This window comes from Streptomyces sp. NPDC006544 (assembly GCF_040611715.1).
In the GTDB taxonomy this organism is placed as follows: Bacteria; Actinomycetota; Actinomycetes; order Streptomycetales; family Streptomycetaceae; genus Streptomyces.
In genome coordinates, this window is the sequence record NZ_JBEXOV010000123.1 from 1 (window position 1) to 18,340 (window position 18,340).

Sequence of the window (18,340 nt, forward strand, 5' to 3'; positions counted from 1 at the left end):
GGCCGCTCGCCGCCCCGCGCCGCCCCGCCGCGGGGCACCCGGGGGTGCGTGGCGTTCTGGGGGGGGCGGGGGCGGGGGGGCGCCCCCCCCCCCCCCGCCGCCGGGCCGCTCCAGTTCGACTGGCGGGACGGTGACGTGCTCTAGTGCGGCGACCGCGAGCTGCCGTGCCGGGCGCCGCGACCCGGTGAACCCTGCCGGTCACGGCACGGACGGCTAGGACCCCGAGATGCTCGGCGCGCCCGACTCGATGTGGCCGGTGTAGCGGCGCGACCAGGTGCCGTCCGAGTCGGCGAGGATCGTGAAGTCGTACCAGCCGTTGCTGTAGGCCACCGCGTTGAAGTAGTCCTCGCGCGAGGAGTTCGCCGGGACGGTGTAGGTCCACGGGCCGTCGGTGCGGTAGGCGTTCGAGCGGATCGTGAAGGTGACCGGCGAGGCCGAGGAGTTGGTCATCTTGAAGTAGAGGGCCGTCTTGCCCGTGCCGGGCTCGATCGCGTAGCGGGCCGCGACCTCGATCGCCTTGCCCGCCTTCGACGCGTCGCCGATGAAGCGCCGCAGGAAGCGGTTGGGCCCGTGCATCGAGATGTCGTACTTGCCGGAGCCGCTGCCGAGCCCGATGTTGAAGTAGTCCGTCGACGTCGCACCCGGGTCCACCGTGTACTGCCAGGCCGCCGTGTCCCGGTACTGGTGCGGATGGATCGAGAAGTGAGCCGTCCGCTTCGCCTCCGTGCCCGCGTTCGTCATGGAGAACCAGGCGAGGATCTTGCCCGCCGCCCCGAACTCGAAGCGGTCCAGGTTCCCGTTGACCTGGTACGGAAGGGCCCGCGCGGGCCGGGTCCCGGGCTCCTGCGCCGGCAGCGCGTTGTCCTGCGGCACCGGGTTGGAGAGCGGACCGCAGGTCGCCTGGCCGATGACCTTGGCGGTCGGCGGGAGACCGGCGGGGACCCCGTGGACCGGGTGCGCGAAGTCGAAGACGCCCGTCAGGTCGCCCGTCACCTTGCGGCGCCAGGCGCTGATGTTCGGACAGGTGGCCGGGGTGCCCAGCGCCGCCGTCCAGGTCTCCATGAAGCGCAGCACGGAGGTGTGGTCGAAGACCTCCGAGCTCACCCAGCCGCCGCGCGTCCACGGGGACATCACGATCATCGGGACGCGGAAGCCGAGCCCGATCGGGGTGCCGTCGATGTACTCGCCGGGCGTGCCGGGCGGCGCGACAGGCGGCGGGACGTGGTCGAAGAAGCCGTCGTTCTCGTCATAGTTGAGGAAGAGGACGGTGGAGTCGAAGACCTCCGGGTTCGCCGAGAGCGCGCGGTAGACCAGGTCCACGAAGTGCGCGCCGTCGCCGGGCGGGGCGTACGGGTGCTCGGAGAAGGCCTCGTTCGCCACGACCCAGGAGACCTGGGGGAGGGTGCCGGCGACGACGTCCGCGCGGATGGCGGCGGCGATGTCGTCGGGGGTGGAACCGGTGACCTTGGGGACGGAGCCCATGCCCCGGTCCCACAGCGGGTTTCCGGGGGCGGCGTCCGTGAACTTCTTGAAGTAGGCGAGCCCGTTGTCCCCGTAGTTGTCCTGGGCGTTCTGGTAGACCTTCCAGCTCATTCCGGCGCGCTGGAGGGCCTCCGCGTACGTCTCCCAGGTCAGGCCCGACTCGTCGCCGCCGTCCTTGCTGCCCGCGTCGACCTTGCCGCTCCACAGGAACGTGCGGTTGGGGCCCGTCGCACTGAGGGTGGAGGAGAAGTAGGCGTCGCAGACGGTGTAGTTGTCGGCGAGGCCGTAGTGGAACGGAATGTCGCCGCGGTCGAGGTAGCCGAGGGTGCGGGTGTTGCCGACGCCGGTGACGAAGTTGTCCATGCGGCCCTTGTTCCAGGCCGCGTGCTGCGAGCTCCAGCTGTGCGGGAGGTCGCCGTTGCACTGGGCGAGGGTCTCGCCGTCGACTCCGCCCACCGGCGGGGTGGAGCTGAGCTTCCACGGGTACTGGCGGCCGCCCCAGTTGGGCTGGTTGAACATGCCCCAGCCGCCCGGGATGTTGCCGGCGGCGCGGTCGCCGAAGCCCCGGACACCCTTCAGCTTGCCGAAGTAGTGGTCGAAGCTGCGGTTCTCCTGCATCAGGATCACCACGTGCTTCACATCGGTGATCGTGCCGGACGAGGCGGCAGCGGCCGCCGACGTCGGTGCGATCGCGGGGATGGCCGCCCCTGCCATCAGCCCGGCCCCGATTCCCACGAACCCTCTGCGGCTGATCGGTGTCACTGGCTTCTCGCCTCCAACTCGAGTGCCCCGCTGGCACATTGTCCGCAAGAGTGGCGGCCGCCGCGCCAAAGGTCTACATCCGTGCGGTAAGAACTCGGTGAACATCCGGTCGGCCGGATTCGGCCGTGGCTCCGTACGGGCGTTCTGCGGGGGTCATCTCTTCCGGAGCACGCTCCGGAAGGCGTCCACCGTGTGGTCATCCCTGCCCAACGGTGGTGCCGGTGCCGATCCGGCCGCTGCGCACGCCGGGGGACGGGGCGGTCCCCGGGCTCGTCGTGCGAATTGGTGTGACGGCGAACCAATGCCTCCTCCGGGCTGAGCTGCTCGCGGACGGTCCCGAGCTGCCCAGGGGAGCCGGAGGGGTCGTCGGGATCACCGGTCCGGGCCTGGGGAGACCCGTGGGGCGGGTGGGATACGTCACCCTGCCGGAATCGGCTGACGCTTTCGCCGTCAGGGCTCTGACCAGGGAGTTCCGCTCTTCCGCGGCCTGAAATGGAGCCCTGGGCGGGGGCCTTTCGAGGGGTGGGGCGTCTCAGATAGTAGGAAGTCCGAGTAATTGCCGAGACATACAGCGGGGGCTGGCTTACTTTGTAGAAGCCGAACGTCTCGCCGATCCGGCGAATGGCGGTCGAGAGCGTGCGCCCCGCTGCAGGCCACCCCTGCCGCGCACCGCTCCCCGCCTCTTCCGGCGCCTTGAAGGAACCCCTCATCCGTGGCCCCGCCACGCCGTGATCTCAAGGAGTCGATCACCATGACGCACACCCCCACCACCACCGCCCGCCGGGTCCGCCGCTCCGCCGCCGCGGACGCCGACCGCAGGAACGCCGCCGCCGCCCTCCAGCGGGCGCTGGACCGCCGCGACAACGGCGGCTCGACCGGTCACTGAGCGCGCGCCGGAGCCCGGCCGCCCGTCCCTCAGGCGTATCCCGTCCACATCTTGGACGCCATATGTCTGAGGGGTGGGACACGGAGTACGGTTTGAACCATGTCGACCAGCATCAATCTCGCAGTGATCCCCGGTGATGGCATCGGCCAGGAAGTCGTGGCTCAGGGCCTCAAGGTCCTTACCGCGGTCCTGCCCCAGGATGTGAAGCTGGAGACCAAGGAATACGACCTCGGCGCCCAGCGCTGGCACCGCACCGGTGAAACCCTCCCCGACGCGGAGCTCGAAGCCCTCAAGCACCACGACGCGATCCTGCTGGGCGCCATCGGCGACCCGTCGGTCCCGTCCGGCGTCCTCGAGCGCGGTCTGCTGCTGAAGCTCCGCTTCGCCTTCGACCACTTCATCAACCTGCGCCCCTCGAAGCTCCTCCCGAACACGGCCAGCCCGCTGGCCGGCAACCCGGAGATCGACTTCGTCGTGGTCCGCGAGGGCACCGAAGGCCCGTACACCGGTAACGGCGGCAGCCTGCGCACCGGCACTCCCGCCGAGGTGGCCACCGAGGTCAGCGTCAACACGGCGTACGGCGTCGAGCGCGTCGTCCGCGACGCGTTCGAGCGGGCCAACGCCCGCCCGCGCAAGAAGCTGACGCTGGTCCACAAGAACAACGTCCTCGTGTACGCGGGCCACCTGTGGAAGAACACCTTCGACACGGTCGGCCGGGAGTACCCCGAGGTCACCACCGACTACCTGCACGTCGATGCCGCGACGATCTTCTTCGTCACGCAGCCCGAACGCTTCGACGTCATCGTCACGGACAACCTCTTCGGTGACATCCTCACCGACCTGGCCGCCGCCGTGACCGGCGGAATCGGCCTGGCCGCCTCCGGGAACATCAACCCGACCGGCGCCTTCCCGTCCATGTTCGAGCCCGTCCACGGCTCGGCCCCGGACATCGCCGGCACGGGCAAGGCCGACCCGACCGCGACGATCCTCTCGGTCGCCCTCCTGCTGCGCCACCTCGGCTACGAGGCCCAGGCCCTCCGCATCGAGGACGCCGTCTGTGCCGACCTGGCCGAGCGCGACGGCACCTTCCGCTCCACCGACGCGATCGGCGACGCCCTCGCCGCTCGAGTAGCCGGCTGACCCGGTAGCCCCACCTCGAGGAAGCCGCCGGGTCGCGATCACCGCACCCGGCGGCTTTTCCTGTGCGGCCCCGGGTGCCACCATCTCCCCTGGGCCGCAATCGCCCCGTTTCACCGAAGCCTCCTCCCGCGCGATAATCGAACGCGAGGCCGCGGAATACGGGGAAGCTCGGACGTCCTAGTACGCCGTGAGCGCGGTCCGCCATACACAACCGGTGAAGGACACGCACTCATGACGACGCCCACGATCGAGCTGAAGCCCTCCTCGAACCCCCTGTCCGCCGCGGAGCGCGAAGCGATCCTGGCGAACCCCGGTTTCGGCCGCCACTTCACGGACCACATGGTCACGGTCAAGTGGACCGAGGGCCGCGGCTGGCACGACGCCGAGCTGGTCCCCTACGCGCCGCTGTCCATGGACCCGGCGAACATGACCCTGCACTACGCGCAGACGATCTTCGAAGGCCTCAAGGCCTACAAGCAGCCCGACGGCACCGTCGCCACGTTCCGCCCGCAGGCGAACGCCGAGCGCTTCCAGGCCTCCGCCCGCCGCATGGCGATGCCGGAGCTGCCGACCGAGCTGTTCATCGAGGCCTGCGACGCGCTCATCAAGCAGGACCGCGACTGGGTGCCGGACTCCGGGGAGGCCTCGCTCTACCTGCGGCCCTTCATGTTCGCCAGCGAGGTAGGCCTCGGCGTCCGCCCGGCCAACGAGTTCCTCTTCATCGTCATCGCCTCCCCGGCCGGCGCGTACTTCCCGGGCGGGGTCAAGCCCGTCTCCGTCTGGCTCTCCGAGGAGTACGTGCGCGCCGTCAAGGGCGGCACCGGCGCGGCCAAGACCGGCGGCAACTACGCGGCCTCCCTCGTCGCGCAGGCCCAGGCCGCCGCGCACGGCTGTGACCAGGTGGTCTGGCTCGACGCCGTCGAGCACCGCTGGATCGAGGAGATGGGCGGGATGAACCTGTACTTCGTCTACGCGGACGAGGACGGGACCCGGCGCATCGTCACCCCCGAGCTCACCGGCTCGCTCCTGCCCGGCATCACCCGCGACTCCCTCCTCACCATCGCCCGCGACCTCGGCCACACCGCCGAAGAGGGCCGGATCACCACCGAGGACTGGAAGAGGGACAACGAGAACGGCACCCTGACCGAGGTCTTCGCCTGCGGCACCGCCGCGGTCATCACCCCGGTCGGCTCGGTCAAGTCCGAGCGCGCCAACTGGACCCAGGGCAACGGTGAGCCCGGCGAGGTCACCATGAAGCTCCGCAAGGCGCTCCTGGACCTCCAGACCGGACACACCGCCGACACCCACGGCTGGATGCACCCGCTCGGCTAGGAGTGCCCGGCCCGCCACGACCGCGTGCCATGACCGCGTGCCGTGACTACGGACGAAGCCCGCGCCCCGGGATCCCGGGGCGCGGGCTTCGTCCGTACGGGCAGCCGCCGGGCCCCGCCCGCCAGCTGTCCCGCGAGGTGACGGCCGCTACGCGGCCACCGGCTCCTCCGGGGCGGTGGGAGCCTCGGCGGTGACGGCCGGCGCGCGGGCGGTCAGGGCCGCGTACACCAGGCCGCCGGCCAGGCCCGACAGGACGAAGGAGCAGTCCACGCCGCCCGTCAGGGCCAGCAGCGGCCCCTCGTAGAACGGGGTGGTCACGGCGAGCAGGCCGACGCCGGCGCCGATCGCCCAGGAGACGGTGGCGGGCAGGTTCCAGCCGGCGCGGTACCAGTAGATCCCGCCCACCGAGCGGCGGTTGAAGACCTGGAGGGCGTCGGCGTCGTAGCGGCCGCGGCAGCGGACGTGGCCGACGAGGGTGATGACGGCCCACGGGGTGCCGATCGCGGTCAGCAGCAGGACGAACGAGGTCATCGCGGACTGGACGTCCCACTCGAAGGAGCCGACGAACACGAACGTGGTGGCGACGGCCGCGGCGATCACGGTGGCCGTGCTGCGGGTCGCCCGGGGGACGATGGCGTCGAGGTCGAGGCCCATCGAGTAGAGCATCAGCCCGGCGTTGCCGACCGAGCCGGCCGCGGCGGCGGCGAGCAGCGGGACCAGGTACCAGAAGGGCGCGGCGTCGACCAGCGGACCGGCGTACTCGGTGGCGGCGCGGGCGGCCAGCGCGGTGTAGGTGCCGAAGAGCTGCGGGACCAGCAGGCCGACGAGCAGGCCGAGCGCGGTGGACCGGAGCACCTTGCGGGAGTCGTGCCGGCGGGGGGAGATGTAGCGGGTGTAGTCGCCGAGCAGCGTGATGAAGGCGACGGGCCCGCTGAGCCCGGCGGCGACGGCGGCGAGCAGCCAGGTCGGCCAGAAGGAGCCCAGCAGGTACGCGGTGTCCGGCGGGGCGGCGGTGGTGAAGCCGGGGGCGTAGGCGAAGACGCCGACGGCCAGCAGGATCACCATGCCGACGGAGAGGATCTTGCTCATGCGCAGCAGGAGCCGGTAGCCGAAGACGGCCCCGACGACCGTGCACGCGGCGAGCACGCCGTACATCACGGCCCGCGACACGCCGGTGTCCGGCAGTCCGGTGAGCCGGGACAGGGCGCCGACCATGACGTCGCCGCCGATCCACAGGGTCAGCGCGGTGTAGCCGAGCGAGAGCAGCAGTCCGACCACGGAGCCGACCAGGCGGCCGCGCACGCCGAACTGCGCGCCGCTGGAGGTGGAGAGGTTGGTCGCCGTACGCAGGGACACCAGCGCCAGCGGCGCGGTGAAGGCGATGCCGACGAGGGTGCCGGTCACGATGGCGGTGACCGACGGCCACAGGCCGAGTCCGAAGGACGGGGGCAGCCAGCCGAAGACGATCACACCGAGGCAGAGGTTCGATCCCAGGAGGATCGAGATCAGGTCACGGGGACCGCTCGTCCTCTCCTCTTCCGGGATGGTGTCGACTCCGCGCTGTTCGATGGGCATGGGGGACTCCCTTGGCAGGGCGGGGGGTGGCAACGCATTGTTTGAGCGACACTCAATGTGACTCAGGCCCTGCTCCCAGGTCAATGCTTCGCAGAATGGAAACGAAGAGTTAGAGTGATGCTCTAACCCATCGATGCAAAAGGTGGTGGATCGGCGTGCGGCTGACCCCTACGGAGCGCGACCGGCTGCTGCTCCGCAGCGCTGCGGAACTGGCCAGGGCCCGACGGGCCCGCGGACTCAGACTCAACGTCCCGGAGGCGACCGCGCTCATCGCGGACACGGTCTGCGAGGCCGCGCGCGACGGCAAGCGGCTGGCGGAAGCCATCGAGGAGGCCCGCTCCGTGCTGGGCCAGGGTGACGTCCTGCCCGGCGTGGCCGACGTGGTCACCGAGGTGCACGTGGAGGCCGTCTTCGACGACGGGTCCCGCCTCGCCGTGGTCTCCTCCCCGATCCGGGACGCCGTGAGCCTGGGCGAGGACGCCCCCGGCGCGGTCGTGCCCGGCCCCGGCGCCCCCCAGCCGGAGCCCACCGTCCACCTGCGCGTGCGCAACACCGCGACCGTGCCGGTCAGCGTCACCTCGCACTTCCACTTCTTCGAGGCCAATCCCCGCCTCGCCTTCGACCGGGCCGCGGCCTACGGCATGCGCCTGTGCGTGCCTGCGGGCTCCTCGATCCGCTTCGACCCCGGCGGCGAGGCCGAGGTCGGCCTGGTCCCCATCGGCGGAGAGCGCATCGCCATCGGCTTCGCCGGGCTGGTGGACGGGCCGCTGGACGCGCCCGGCGCGAAGCGCGAGGCCCTGGCCCGCGCCGCCGCCTGCGGCTACCTGGGTACGGGGCACGGCGACACGGCGGACGGAGAGCGGGAATGAGCAAGCAGACCAAACACAGTGACCACTGCGCACCCGGCAGCCGGCACATCGACCCCCACGAGTACGCCTCCGTCTTCGGCCCCCGTGCCGGGGACCGGGTCAGGCTCGGCGACTGCGGGCTGACCGTCCGCGTCGAGTCCGACGCGCAGAAGCCGGGGGACGAGTTCCTGGCCGGCTTCGGCAAGACCGCCCGCGACGGACTGCACCTGAAGGCCGCCGCCGTCCGCGAGACCTGCGACGTGGTGATCAGCAACGTGTTGGTCATCGACGCCGTCCTCGGCATCCGCAAGGTCTCCATCGGCATCCGCGAGGGCCGCATCCACGCCATCGGCCGGGCCGGCAACCCCGACACCCTCGACGGCGTGGACGTGGTCGTCGGCACGGGCACCTCGATCGTCTCCGGCGAGGGGATGATCGCCACCGCGGGCGCCGTCGACACCCACGTGCACCTGCTCTCCCCGCGGATCATGGAAGCCTCCCTCGCGGCGGGCGTCACCACGGTCATCGGCCAGGAGTTCGGCCCGGTCTGGGGCGTCGGCGTCAACTCGCCGTGGGCGCTCAAGCACGCCTTCAACGCCTTCGACGCCTGGCCCGTCAACATCGGCTTCCTCGCCCGCGGTTCCTCCTCCCACGAGGCCCCGCTCATCGAGGCACTCGCCGAGGGCGGCGCCAGCGGCTTCAAGGTCCACGAGGACATGGGAGCGCACACCCGCGCCCTGGACACCGCCCTGCGCGTGGCCGAGGAGCACGACGTACAGGTCGCCCTGCACAGCGACGGCTTGAACGAGTGCCTGTCCGTCGAGGACACCCTGCGCGTCCTGGACGGCCGCACCATCCATGCCTTCCACATCGAGGGCTGCGGCGGCGGACACGTCCCCAACGTCCTGAAGATGGCGGGCGTGCCGAACGTCATCGGCTCCTCCACCAACCCCACCCTGCCCTTCGGCCGGGACGCGGTCGCCGAGCACTACGGCATGATCGTCTCGGTCCACGACCTCAAACCCGACCTCCCCGGCGACGCCGCCATGGCCCGCGACCGGATCCGCGCCGGAACGATGGGCGCCGAGGACGTGCTGCACGACCTGGGCGCGATCGGCATCACCTCCTCCGACGCCCAGGGCATGGGCCGGGCGGGCGAGACCATCCGGCGCACCTTCGCCATGGCCGCCAAGATGAAGGGCGAGCTCGGCCCGCTGGCCGGCGACGGCGAGGGCGACGACAACGCCCGTGTCCTGCGCTACATGGCGAAGCTGACCATCAACCCGGCCATCGCCCACGGCCTCGCCCACGAGATCGGCTCCATCGAGGTCGGCAAGCTCGCCGACATCGTGCTGTGGCGCCCCCAGTTCTTCGGCGCCAAACCGCAGCTGGTCCTCAAGTCCGGCTTCCCCGCCTACGGAGTCACCGGAGACCCCAACGCCGCCACCGACACCTGCGAACCGCTGGTCCTCGGACCGCAGTTCGGCTCGTACGGAGCCACGGCCGCCGACATCTCCGTCGCCTTCGTCTCGGCCGCCGCGGCGGCCCTCGGCAGCGACGAGATGCCGACCCGCAGGCGCCGCGTCGCCGTTCGCGGCACCCGCGGCATCGGCCCCGGCGACCTCCTCCTGAACTCCCGGGTGGGCGCGGTCGACGTGGACGCGCGCAGCGGTCTCGTCTCCCTCGACGGGGAACCGCTGCGCTCCGAAGCCGCCGAATCGGTCTCCCTCAACCGCCTGTACTTCCTGTGAGCCGGTACCGCCTCGTGAGCCGGCCCGCTCGCGGGGCAGTACGGCCCGTACGCCAGTAAGGACCCTGCCATGACCAACGCTGCCGACCAGCCCCCCGCCAAGCCCGCCGACCACGGGTTCCGGATGCCCGCCGAGTGGACGCCCCACGAGCGCACCTGGATGGCCTGGCCCAGCCCCAATCCGACCTTCACCACCGAGCAGGAGCTCGCCGAGGCCCGCGAGGCCTGGGGCGCCGTCGCCCGCGCGGTGCGCGCGTACGAGCCCGTGACCCTCGTGGTGTCGCCCGGCGACGCCGACAGCGCCCGGGCGGTCGTCGGAGAAGGGATCGACCTGGTCGAGCGTGACCTGGACGACGCGTGGATGCGCGACATCGGCCCGACCTTCGTCACCAACGACGCGGGCGAGCTGGCCGCCGTCGACTGGACCTTCAACGGCTGGGGCGCCCAGGAGTGGGCCCGCTGGGACCGGGACTCGAAGATCGCCCGGCACGTCTCCGACGTCGTGGGGACCCGTACGTACAGCACCGCGCTCGTCAACGAGGGCGGCGCCATCCACGTGGACGGCGAGGGCACCGTGCTCCTCACCGACACCGTCCAGCTGGGCAAGGGCCGCAATCCCGACTGGACCCGAGAGCAGGTGGAGGCCGAGATCCACGCCCACCTGGGCACCACCAAGGCGATCTGGCTCCCGTACGGCCTGGCCGGCGACTACGGCACCTACGGCACCCAGGGCCACGTGGACATCGTCGCCGCCTTCGCCCGCCCCGGCGTGGTCATGGTCCACAGCCAGCCCGACCCGGCCCACCCGGACCACGAGCGGGGCAAGACCATCGCCGCCATCCTGCGCGCGGCCACCGACGCCCGCGGCCGGCGGCTGGAGGTCGTGGAGATCGCGGCGCCCACCGTGCTGGAGGAGGACGGCGAGTGGGTCGACTACTCCTACATCAACCACTACCTCTGCAACGGAGGCGTCGTCCTGTGCGCCTTCGACGACCCGCGCGACGAGGAGGCGGCGGAGATCTTCCGCGGCCTGTTCCCCGCGCGGACCGTGACGCTCGTCGACGCACGTACGATTTTCGCCGGGGGTGGCGGTATCCACTGCATCACCCAGCAGCAGCCGAAGGTCTGAGCACGAGGGCGGACCGGAACCAGGAGTGGGCCATGGTGGCGGGTGGGGCAAGAGCCGCGCGCAAGAACGCGCCGCCGCGCGAGGACGTACTGGTCGCCGCCATGGCCACCATCGCCGAACGAGGCCTCGACGGCCTCACCATGGCAGGGCTCGGCCGCCAGGTCGGCATGAGCAGTGGCCACATCCTCTACTACTTCCGTACCAAGGACGAGCTCCTCCTGCAGACCCTTGAGTGGAGCGAGGCGGCCCTCGGCGCGGAACGCCGCGCCCTCCTGTCCCGGCTCGGCCCCGTGCGCGAACGGCTGCAGGCGTACGTGGACCTCTATGTGCCCCGGGAGGCCCGGGACCCGCACTGGACGCTGTGGCTGGAGGTCTGGAACCGCTCGCAGAACGCCGGACCGGGGGAGCGGGACCGCCAGGCGGCCATCGAGGGCGCCTGGCACCGCGACCTGGTGGCGCTGCTCGCCGAGGGGATCTCGCGCGGGGAGTTCCGGGCGGTCGACCCGGACCGCTTCGCCGCCCGGCTGCGGGCCCTCCTCGACGGGTTCAGCATCCAGGTCGCGGTGGGCCTGCCCGGGATGGGGCGGGGCGACATCCTGGCCCACGTCTCGGAATTCCTGGACGAGACGCTCGTATCGTGAGACGTGTGTCCACGCGCGCGAACGCCTGTGGCACACTGCGGGCGTGCCTGCTCCGCTCATGATTATGGACAGCAGCGCGCCGGTCCGCAGTGACCGCTGAACCGTGGAAGAACTTCGCGGAGGCGGCATCGTGCCCCAGACCCGCGCGCAGACCTCTCGCACCCGCGAGAGGTTTTTTCGTTTTCCGGCACCAAACGTGCCGGAACGGGCAGCGCGCGATGATGGGGGCAGTGGCGGCGGCCTGCCCCGGGGCGGTCCTTCGGCAACCACTCATCCGACAGGAGTCAGATCAGCATGACGACGACAGAGGCGACTGGGCCGACCGCGCCGGATTCGGGCCCCGACGACGGCTTCCACGTCTTCGACACGACCCTGCGCGACGGCGCCCAGCGTGAGGGCATCAACCTCACGGTCGCGGACAAGCTGACGATCGCCCGGCACCTGGACGACTTCGGCGTGGGGTTCATCGAGGGCGGCTGGCCGGGCGCCAACCCCCGTGACACCGAGTTCTTCTCCCGCGCCCGCACGGAGATCGACTTCAAGCACGCGCAGCTCGTCGCCTTCGGCGCGACCCGCAGGGCGGGCGGCTCGGCCGCCACCGACCCGCAGGTGCGCGCCCTGCTGGAGTCCGGCGCCCCGGTGATCACGCTGGTGGCCAAGTCCCACGACCGGCACGTCGAGCTCGCCCTGCGCACCACGCTCGACGAGAACCTGGAGATGGTCCGCGACACCGTCTCCCACCTGGTCGCCCAGGGCCGCCGGGTGTTCGTCGACTGCGAGCACTTCTTCGACGGCTACCGCGCCAACGCCGCGTACGCGAAGTCCGTCGTACGGGCCGCCCACGAGGCCGGGGCCGACGTCGTCGTCCTCTGCGACACCAACGGCGGTATGCTGCCCGCGCAGATCACCGCGACCGTGGCGACGGTGCTCGCCGACACCGGCGCCCGCCTGGGCATCCACGCCCAGGACGACACCGGCTGCGCCGTGGCCAACACCCTGGCCGCCGTGGACGCGGGCGCCACCCACGTCCAGTGCACCGCCAACGGCTACGGCGAGCGGGTCGGCAACGCCAACCTCTTCCCCGTCGTCGCCGCGCTGGAGATCAAGTACGGGCGCACCGTCCTCCCCGAGGGCGCGCTCGCCGAGATGACCCGCATCTCGCACGCCATCGCCGAGGTCGTGAACCTGACCCCGTCCACGCACCAGCCCTACGTCGGCGTCTCCGCCTTCGCGCACAAGGCGGGCCTGCACGCCTCCGCGATCAAGGTCGACCCGGACCTGTACCAGCACATCGACCCCGAGCGGGTCGGCAACACCATGCGGATGCTGGTCTCCGACATGGCCGGCAGAGCCTCCATCGAGCTCAAGGGCAAGGAGCTCGGCGTCGATCTCGGCGGGGACCGGGCGCTGATCTCGCGGGTGGTGGAGCGGGTCAAGGAGCGGGAGCTCCAGGGCTACACGTACGAGGCCGCGGACGCCTCGTTCGAACTGCTGCTGCGCGCGGAGGCGGAGGGCAGGGCCCGCAAGCACTTCCGTACCGAGTCCTGGCGGGCCATCGTCGAGGACCGCCCGGACGGCACGCACGCCAACGAGGCCACGGTGAAGCTGTGGGCCAAGGGCGAGCGGATCGTCGCCACGGCGGAGGGCAACGGCCCGGTCAACGCGATGGACCGGGCGCTGCGGGTGGCGCTGGAGCGGTTCTACCCGCAGCTGGCGAAGTTCGAGCTGATCGACTACAAGGTCCGCATCCTGGAGGGCAAGCACGGTACGGAGTCCACGACCCGCGTGCTGATCACCACCACGGACGGCACCCGGGAGTGGAACACGGTCGGCGTGGCCCCGAACGTCATCGCGGCGTCCTGGCAGGCCCTGGAGGACGCCTTCACCTTCGGCCTCCTCCACGCCGGCGTCGAACCCGCGGAGTAGGTCCGCTCGCGGCACCTCGCGGCACCTCGCGGCACCTCGCAGCCCGTCGCGGCCCGTCGCGGCGCGGCCCGTCGCCGCCCTTCGCCCCGGACCTCGCCCGGCCTCGGCCTGGCGAGGTCCGCCCGGCCCTTATGTCCAGCTCACACAGGATTGCACCCGTTCGGGTAGCGTCGTGGCTATGAGGACCAGGCATATCTCCGTACTCTCCGGCCTGCTGCTGGCCGGCCTGCTGCTGGCCCTGTCGGTGAGCGCGCTCGCGCTCGCCCCGCGGGCGTCGGCGGACACCGGGACCACGACCGTGGCGGAGGCCCTCAAGAAGGGCCCGGTCTACGTCGATCCCCGCGCCGAGGCGCAGCTGCCGCCCGCCCAGGCCGAGGCGCTCGCGAAGAAGATCAAGGACGCGGGCAAGCCGGTGTTCGTCGCCGTACTGCCGGCCACCGCCGAGTTCCCCGCGGCCACCGTGCTCAAGACGGTCCGTACCGAGACCGGTGTCACCGGGCTCTACGCGATCCGGCTCGGAGAGGGTTTCAACGCCGGCGCCGACAGGGCGGTCATGCCGAACAACGCGGTCCGCAACCTGGTCGACGCCGCCAAGGCGGGCGGCCCTGTCGACGCGACGACCGAGCTCAACCAGTTCGTCGACCAGGCCCTCGCGCAGGCCAAGGGCAAGGCCCCCGCCTCCTGGGGCGGCGCGGCAGCCGACAGCGGGTCCCCGGCCGGCGCCCTGATCGGCCTCGGCGCCGTGGCCGTCGTCGGCGGCGGCGGTGCGTACATGCTGGTCAAGCGCAACCGCAGGAAGAAGGAAGAGACGCGCCGCGAGGCGATCGCACGGCTGAGCGTGGTCGTGGACGAGGACATCACGGCCTTCGGCGAGGAGCTCGACCGCCTCGACTTCCATCCCGGCGAGCCCGGCGCGGACGACGCGATGCGGGCGGACTACGAGAAGGGCCTGGACTCGTACGAGAAGGCCAAGCAGATCATGGCCTCGGTGCAGCACCCCGAAGAGGTCAAGGGAGTCACCCAGGCACTGGAGGACGGCCGGTACGCCTTGGCCCGCCTCGACGCGCGCCGCCAGGGGCAGCCGCTGCCCGAGCGCCGAGCGCCCTGCTTCTTCGACCCGCGCCACGGGCCGAGCGCCCAGGACGCGGACTGGGCGCCGGCGGGCGGCGCCGCCCGCACCGTGCCGGTCTGCGCGGCGGACGCCGTGCGGCTGCGCGACGGCCAGGACCCCGCGGTCCGTACGGTCGACACCGAGCACGGTCCGCGCCCCTACTACGACGCCGGCCCGGCGTACGGTCCCTGGGCCGGCGGCTACTTCGGCGGCGGCATGCTGCCCGGCCTGCTCATGGGCACGATGCTCGGTTCGATGATGTCCAGCCCGGCCTACGCCTCGGACTTCGGCGGCGGCAACGGGTTCGAGGGCGGCGGTTTCGACGGGGGTGACGTCTCCGGTGCCGACTTCAACCCCTCGGACTTCGGCGGCGGGGACTTCGGCGGCGGAGGCGGCTTCGACGGGGGCGGCTTCGACGGTGGCGGGGGCTTCGGCGGGGGCGACTTCTGAGTCGCCCCCCGGGGCCGGGCGGTGGTGCCCCGCCGGCTCAGGCCTGCTTGATCGCCGAGATGTCGAAGGTCAGCTTCACCTTGTCGCTGACCATCACGCCGCCGGTCTCCAGGGCCGCGTTCCAGGTCAGGCCCCAGTCGGAGCGCAGGATCTCGGCGGAGCCCTCGAAGCCGACGCGCTCGTTGCCGTAGGGGTCGGTGGCCGAGCCGTTGAACTCCAGGTCGATGGAGAGCGGGCGGGTGACGTCCTTGATCGTCAGCTCGCCGGTGATGCGGTACGCGTCGCCGCCGAGCTGGGCCGCCTCGGTGGAGCGGAAGGTCATCAGCGGGAAGGCCTCGGCGTCGAAGAAGTCTCCGGAGCGCAGGTGGTTGTCGCGGTCGCCGATGCCCGTGTCGACGGAGGCGATCTTCACCTCGATGGACGCGGTGGAGCGGGACGGGTCGCGGCCGTCCAGGTGCAGGGCGCCCTCGTGGTCGGCGAAGGAGCCGCGCACGTTGGTGACCATGGCGTGTCGGACGGTGAACCCGATGCTGCTGTGGGCGGCGTCGATGACGTAGTCGCCGGTGAGCGCGGCGAGCGCCGGGTCCACTTCGAGCGTGGCCACGGCGGTGGCGGCGGCGCTCGCGGTGGCCGCGGAGACACCGTCCTGGACCTGGGACTGCTGGGCGCGGCGGGTGAAGAGACCCATGACTTCCTCCTCGGAAGGGTGCTGCTCGGTAGTGGTTCAATGTTCAACAACAATGACGCTAACCCCATTCCGTTCAAATTTCAACTTCCATGGGCCCACCCTCGTGATGCGCCGGGTCCTTGTGGGATGTCCACAAAGGACGTAGGTCCCGACTGGTGATCTCCGCTCGTCCCTCCGTGCTTCTGTCCGGGCCGCACAGCGGAAGACACCCGACACTGTGTGGATTCGACGGAGGGTTTTCGGGGTCGCGCTTCGTAAGGTCGGTACATGACCGTTGTGGACCAGATTCCGAGCGAGCCGACGGACGCCCGCGGGCGCGTGGCCGAGCTGCACGACCTGCGCGAGCAGGCGCGGCGCGGCCCCAGCGAGCGGGCGACCGAAGCGCAGCACGCCAAGGGCAAGCTCACCGCCCGCGAGCGCATCGCGCTGCTGCTGGACGAGGGTTCCTTCAAGGAGGTCGAACAGCTCCGCCGCCACCGCGCGACCGGGTTCGGCCTGGAGGCCAAGAAGCCTTACACCGACGGTGTCATCACCGGCTGGGGCACGGTCGAGGGCCGCACGATCTTCGTCTACGCCCACGACTTCCGCATCTTCGGCGGCGCCCTGGGCGAGGCCCACGCCACGAAGATCCACAAGATCATGGACATGGCCATCGCGGCCGGTGCCCCGCTGGTCTCCCTCAACGACGGCGCCGGCGCCCGTATCCAGGAGGGCGTCTCCGCCCTCGCCGGCTACGGCGGCATCTTCCAGCGCAACACCAAGGCCTCGGGCGTCATCCCGCAGATCTCGGTCATGCTGGGCCCCTGCGCCGGCGGCGCCGCGTACTCCCCGGCGCTGACCGACTTCGTGTTCATGGTGCGCGAGACCTCGCAGATGTTCATCACCGGGCCCGACGTGGTCCGCGCGGTGACCGGCGAGGAGATCACGCAGAACGGCCTCGGCGGCGCGGACGTGCACGCCGAGACCTCCGGCGTCGCGCACTTCGCGTACGACGACGAGGAGACCTGCATCTCCGAGGTCCGCTACCTCATCACGATGCTCCCCTCCAACAACCGCGAGAACCCCCCGGTCCACCAGACCGACGACCCCGCCGACCGGCGCTCGGACGTCCTGCTGGACCTGGTGCCCGCCGACGGCAACCGCCCGTACGACATGCTCAAGGTCATCGAGGAGCTCGTCGACGAAGGCGACGTCCTGGAGATCCACGAGCGCTGGGCCCGCAACATCATCTGCGCCCTGGCGCGGATGGACGGCCAGGTCGTCGGCATCGTCGCCAACCAGCCCGGCCACCTCGCCGGCGTCCTGGACATCCACGCCTCCGAGAAGGCGGCGCGGTTCGTCCAGCTCTGCGACGCCTTCAACATCCCGATCATCACGCTCCTGGACGTCCCCGGCTTCCTGCCGGGCGTCGACCAGGAGCACGGCGGCATCATCCGCCACGGCGCCAAGCTGCTGTACGCGTACTGCAACGCGACGGTGCCGCGGATCTCGCTGATCCTGCGCAAGGCCTACGGCGGGGCGTACATCGTCATGGACTCCCAGTCCATCGGCGCCGACCTCACCTACGCCTGGCCGACCAACGAGATCGCCGTGATGGGCGCCGAGGGCGCCGCCAACGTCATCTTCCGCAAGCAGATCGCGGACGCCGAAGACCCCGAGGCGATGCGCGCGCGCATGGTCAAGGAGTACAAGGCCGAACTGATGCACCCGTACTACGCCGCCGAGCGCGGCCTCGTCGACGACGTCATCGACCCCGCCGAGACCCGTGAGGTGCTCGTCGCTGCCCTCTCGATGCTCCGCAACAAGCACGCCGATCTGCCGTCCCGCAAGCACGGCAACCCGCCGCAGTAACGGCGAAGGAGACCTGCCACCCATGAGCCCCACCAACACCCTGCTGCGCGTCGAAAAGGGCAACGCCGCCCCCGAGGAGCTGGCCGCGATCACGGCGATCCTGCTGGCCCGCGCCGCCGCCACCCCCGACTCCACCGAGACCGTCGCCGGACGCTCCCAGGCCGGCTGGCGCCGTCTGGAGCGCACCCCCGGCTTCCGCGGCCCGCGCAGCTGGCAGGGCTAGTCACCCCGCGAAGCCCCGTACGCGAAGCCGCGTGCCGCGAAGCTGCGTACGCGAAGGCCCGTACGCGGAAGGCCCCCGCACTCTTGCGAGTGCGGGGGCCTTCCGCATGACGTGCGCGGCACGGAGCGTGGAGCCGAGCCGTGGCGCCCAGGGGCGCGGGGCACGGACCGCGGAGGCGGTCCGTGCGCTCGGGCGCTACCGCAGGCGGGCCATCAGGGCGTGCTCGACGAGCGTGATGAGCGCGCTCTTCGCGTCTCCGCGGTGGCGGGCGTCGGTGGTGATGATCGGGGCGTCCGGGCCGATCTGCAGGGCCTCGCGGACTTCCTCCGGGGTGTACGGCTGGTGCCCGTCGAAGCCGTTCAGGGCGATGACGAACGGCAGGCCGCTGTTCTCGAAGTAGTCGACGGCGGGGAAGCAGTCCGCGAGACGGCGGGTGTCGACCAGCACGACGGCGCCGATGGCGCCGCGGACGAGGTCGTCCCACATGAACCAGAAGCGGTCCTGTCCGGGGGTGCCGAAGAGGTACAGGATCAGGTCCTGGTCGAG

Annotated in this window: 15 protein-coding genes; 11 read left to right on the forward strand and 4 right to left on the reverse strand. The window is 71.3% G+C overall.

Features of this window, described 5'->3' with window-relative positions; translation table 11 throughout:
- Positions 1–213: 213 nt before the first annotated feature.
- Complete coding sequence (locus ABZY44_RS33730; RefSeq protein WP_356660618.1) at positions 214–2,244, reverse strand: phosphocholine-specific phospholipase C; 2,031 nt, start codon at positions 2,242–2,244, stop codon at positions 214–216.
- A gap of 751 nt (positions 2,245–2,995) precedes the next feature.
- Between ABZY44_RS33730 and ABZY44_RS33735 the strand changes: the two genes are divergently transcribed.
- From ABZY44_RS33735 to ABZY44_RS33745, 3 genes are all read left to right on the forward strand, one after another.
- Positions 2,996–3,130, forward strand: coding sequence for a hypothetical protein (locus tag ABZY44_RS33735; protein ID WP_356660620.1), 135 nt, complete (start codon positions 2,996–2,998; stop codon positions 3,128–3,130).
- Between the two features lie 99 nt (positions 3,131–3,229).
- Positions 3,230–4,270: a 3-isopropylmalate dehydrogenase gene (locus tag ABZY44_RS33740; protein ID WP_356660622.1), complete on the forward strand. Its 1,041-nt coding sequence runs from the start codon at positions 3,230–3,232 to the stop codon at positions 4,268–4,270.
- 231 nt (positions 4,271–4,501) lie between these two features.
- A complete protein-coding gene (locus ABZY44_RS33745; RefSeq protein ID WP_356660624.1) occupies positions 4,502–5,602 on the forward strand; it encodes a branched-chain amino acid aminotransferase in 1,101 nt (366 codons plus the stop codon).
- Positions 5,603–5,749: 147 nt separating this feature from the next.
- On the opposite strand, the gene ABZY44_RS33750 is transcribed toward ABZY44_RS33745, so the two are convergent.
- On the reverse strand, positions 5,750–7,177 hold the full coding sequence (locus ABZY44_RS33750) for a cytosine permease (protein ID WP_356660626.1): 1,428 nt from the start codon (positions 7,175–7,177) through the stop codon (positions 5,750–5,752).
- A gap of 155 nt (positions 7,178–7,332) precedes the next feature.
- Between ABZY44_RS33750 and ureA the strand changes: the two genes are divergently transcribed.
- From ureA to ABZY44_RS33780, 6 genes are all read left to right on the forward strand, one after another.
- Positions 7,333–8,046 (forward strand): urease subunit gamma, encoded by a 714-nt coding sequence (ureA, locus tag ABZY44_RS33755; protein WP_356660628.1) that lies wholly within the window; start codon positions 7,333–7,335, stop codon positions 8,044–8,046.
- Positions 8,043–9,776 carry an urease subunit alpha gene (locus ABZY44_RS33760; protein WP_356660630.1) on the forward strand — a complete coding sequence of 578 codons (1,734 nt, stop codon included), beginning with the start codon at positions 8,043–8,045 and terminating at the stop codon, positions 9,774–9,776. The genes ureA and ABZY44_RS33760 overlap by 4 nt, the downstream gene beginning before the upstream one ends.
- A gap of 69 nt (positions 9,777–9,845) precedes the next feature.
- Positions 9,846–10,904, forward strand: coding sequence for an agmatine deiminase family protein (locus ABZY44_RS33765; RefSeq protein WP_356660632.1), 1,059 nt, complete (start codon positions 9,846–9,848; stop codon positions 10,902–10,904).
- A gap of 32 nt (positions 10,905–10,936) precedes the next feature.
- A complete protein-coding gene (locus ABZY44_RS33770) occupies positions 10,937–11,545 on the forward strand; it encodes a TetR/AcrR family transcriptional regulator (protein WP_356660634.1) in 609 nt (202 codons plus the stop codon).
- Positions 11,546–11,839: 294 nt separating this feature from the next.
- Complete coding sequence (gene cimA / locus ABZY44_RS33775) at positions 11,840–13,471, forward strand: citramalate synthase (RefSeq protein WP_356660636.1); 1,632 nt, start codon at positions 11,840–11,842, stop codon at positions 13,469–13,471.
- 178 nt (positions 13,472–13,649) lie between these two features.
- The gene (locus tag ABZY44_RS33780; RefSeq protein ID WP_356660638.1) at positions 13,650–15,032 is read left to right on the forward strand and encodes a hypothetical protein; all 1,383 of its coding nucleotides are present in this window, start codon (positions 13,650–13,652) and stop codon (positions 15,030–15,032) included.
- A 37-nt stretch (positions 15,033–15,069) separates the two neighbouring features.
- On the opposite strand, the gene ABZY44_RS33785 is transcribed toward ABZY44_RS33780, so the two are convergent.
- Complete coding sequence (locus ABZY44_RS33785) at positions 15,070–15,720, reverse strand: YceI family protein (RefSeq protein ID WP_356660640.1); 651 nt, start codon at positions 15,718–15,720, stop codon at positions 15,070–15,072.
- 267 nt (positions 15,721–15,987) lie between these two features.
- On the opposite strand from ABZY44_RS33785, the gene ABZY44_RS33790 reads away from it, so the two are divergent.
- Both ABZY44_RS33790 and ABZY44_RS33795 read left to right on the forward strand, forming a co-directional pair.
- Positions 15,988–17,571 (forward strand): acyl-CoA carboxylase subunit beta, encoded by a 1,584-nt coding sequence (locus ABZY44_RS33790; RefSeq protein WP_356660642.1) that lies wholly within the window; start codon positions 15,988–15,990, stop codon positions 17,569–17,571.
- 22 nt (positions 17,572–17,593) lie between these two features.
- Positions 17,594–17,794, forward strand: a complete 201-nt coding sequence (locus ABZY44_RS33795) for an acyl-CoA carboxylase subunit epsilon (protein ID WP_356660644.1) — start codon at positions 17,594–17,596, stop codon at positions 17,792–17,794.
- A gap of 195 nt (positions 17,795–17,989) precedes the next feature.
- Here ABZY44_RS33795 and ABZY44_RS33800 read toward each other — a convergent pair.
- The coding region (locus ABZY44_RS33800) for an ATP/GTP-binding protein (protein WP_356660646.1) at positions 17,990–18,340 on the reverse strand (351 nt) is incomplete at its 5' end.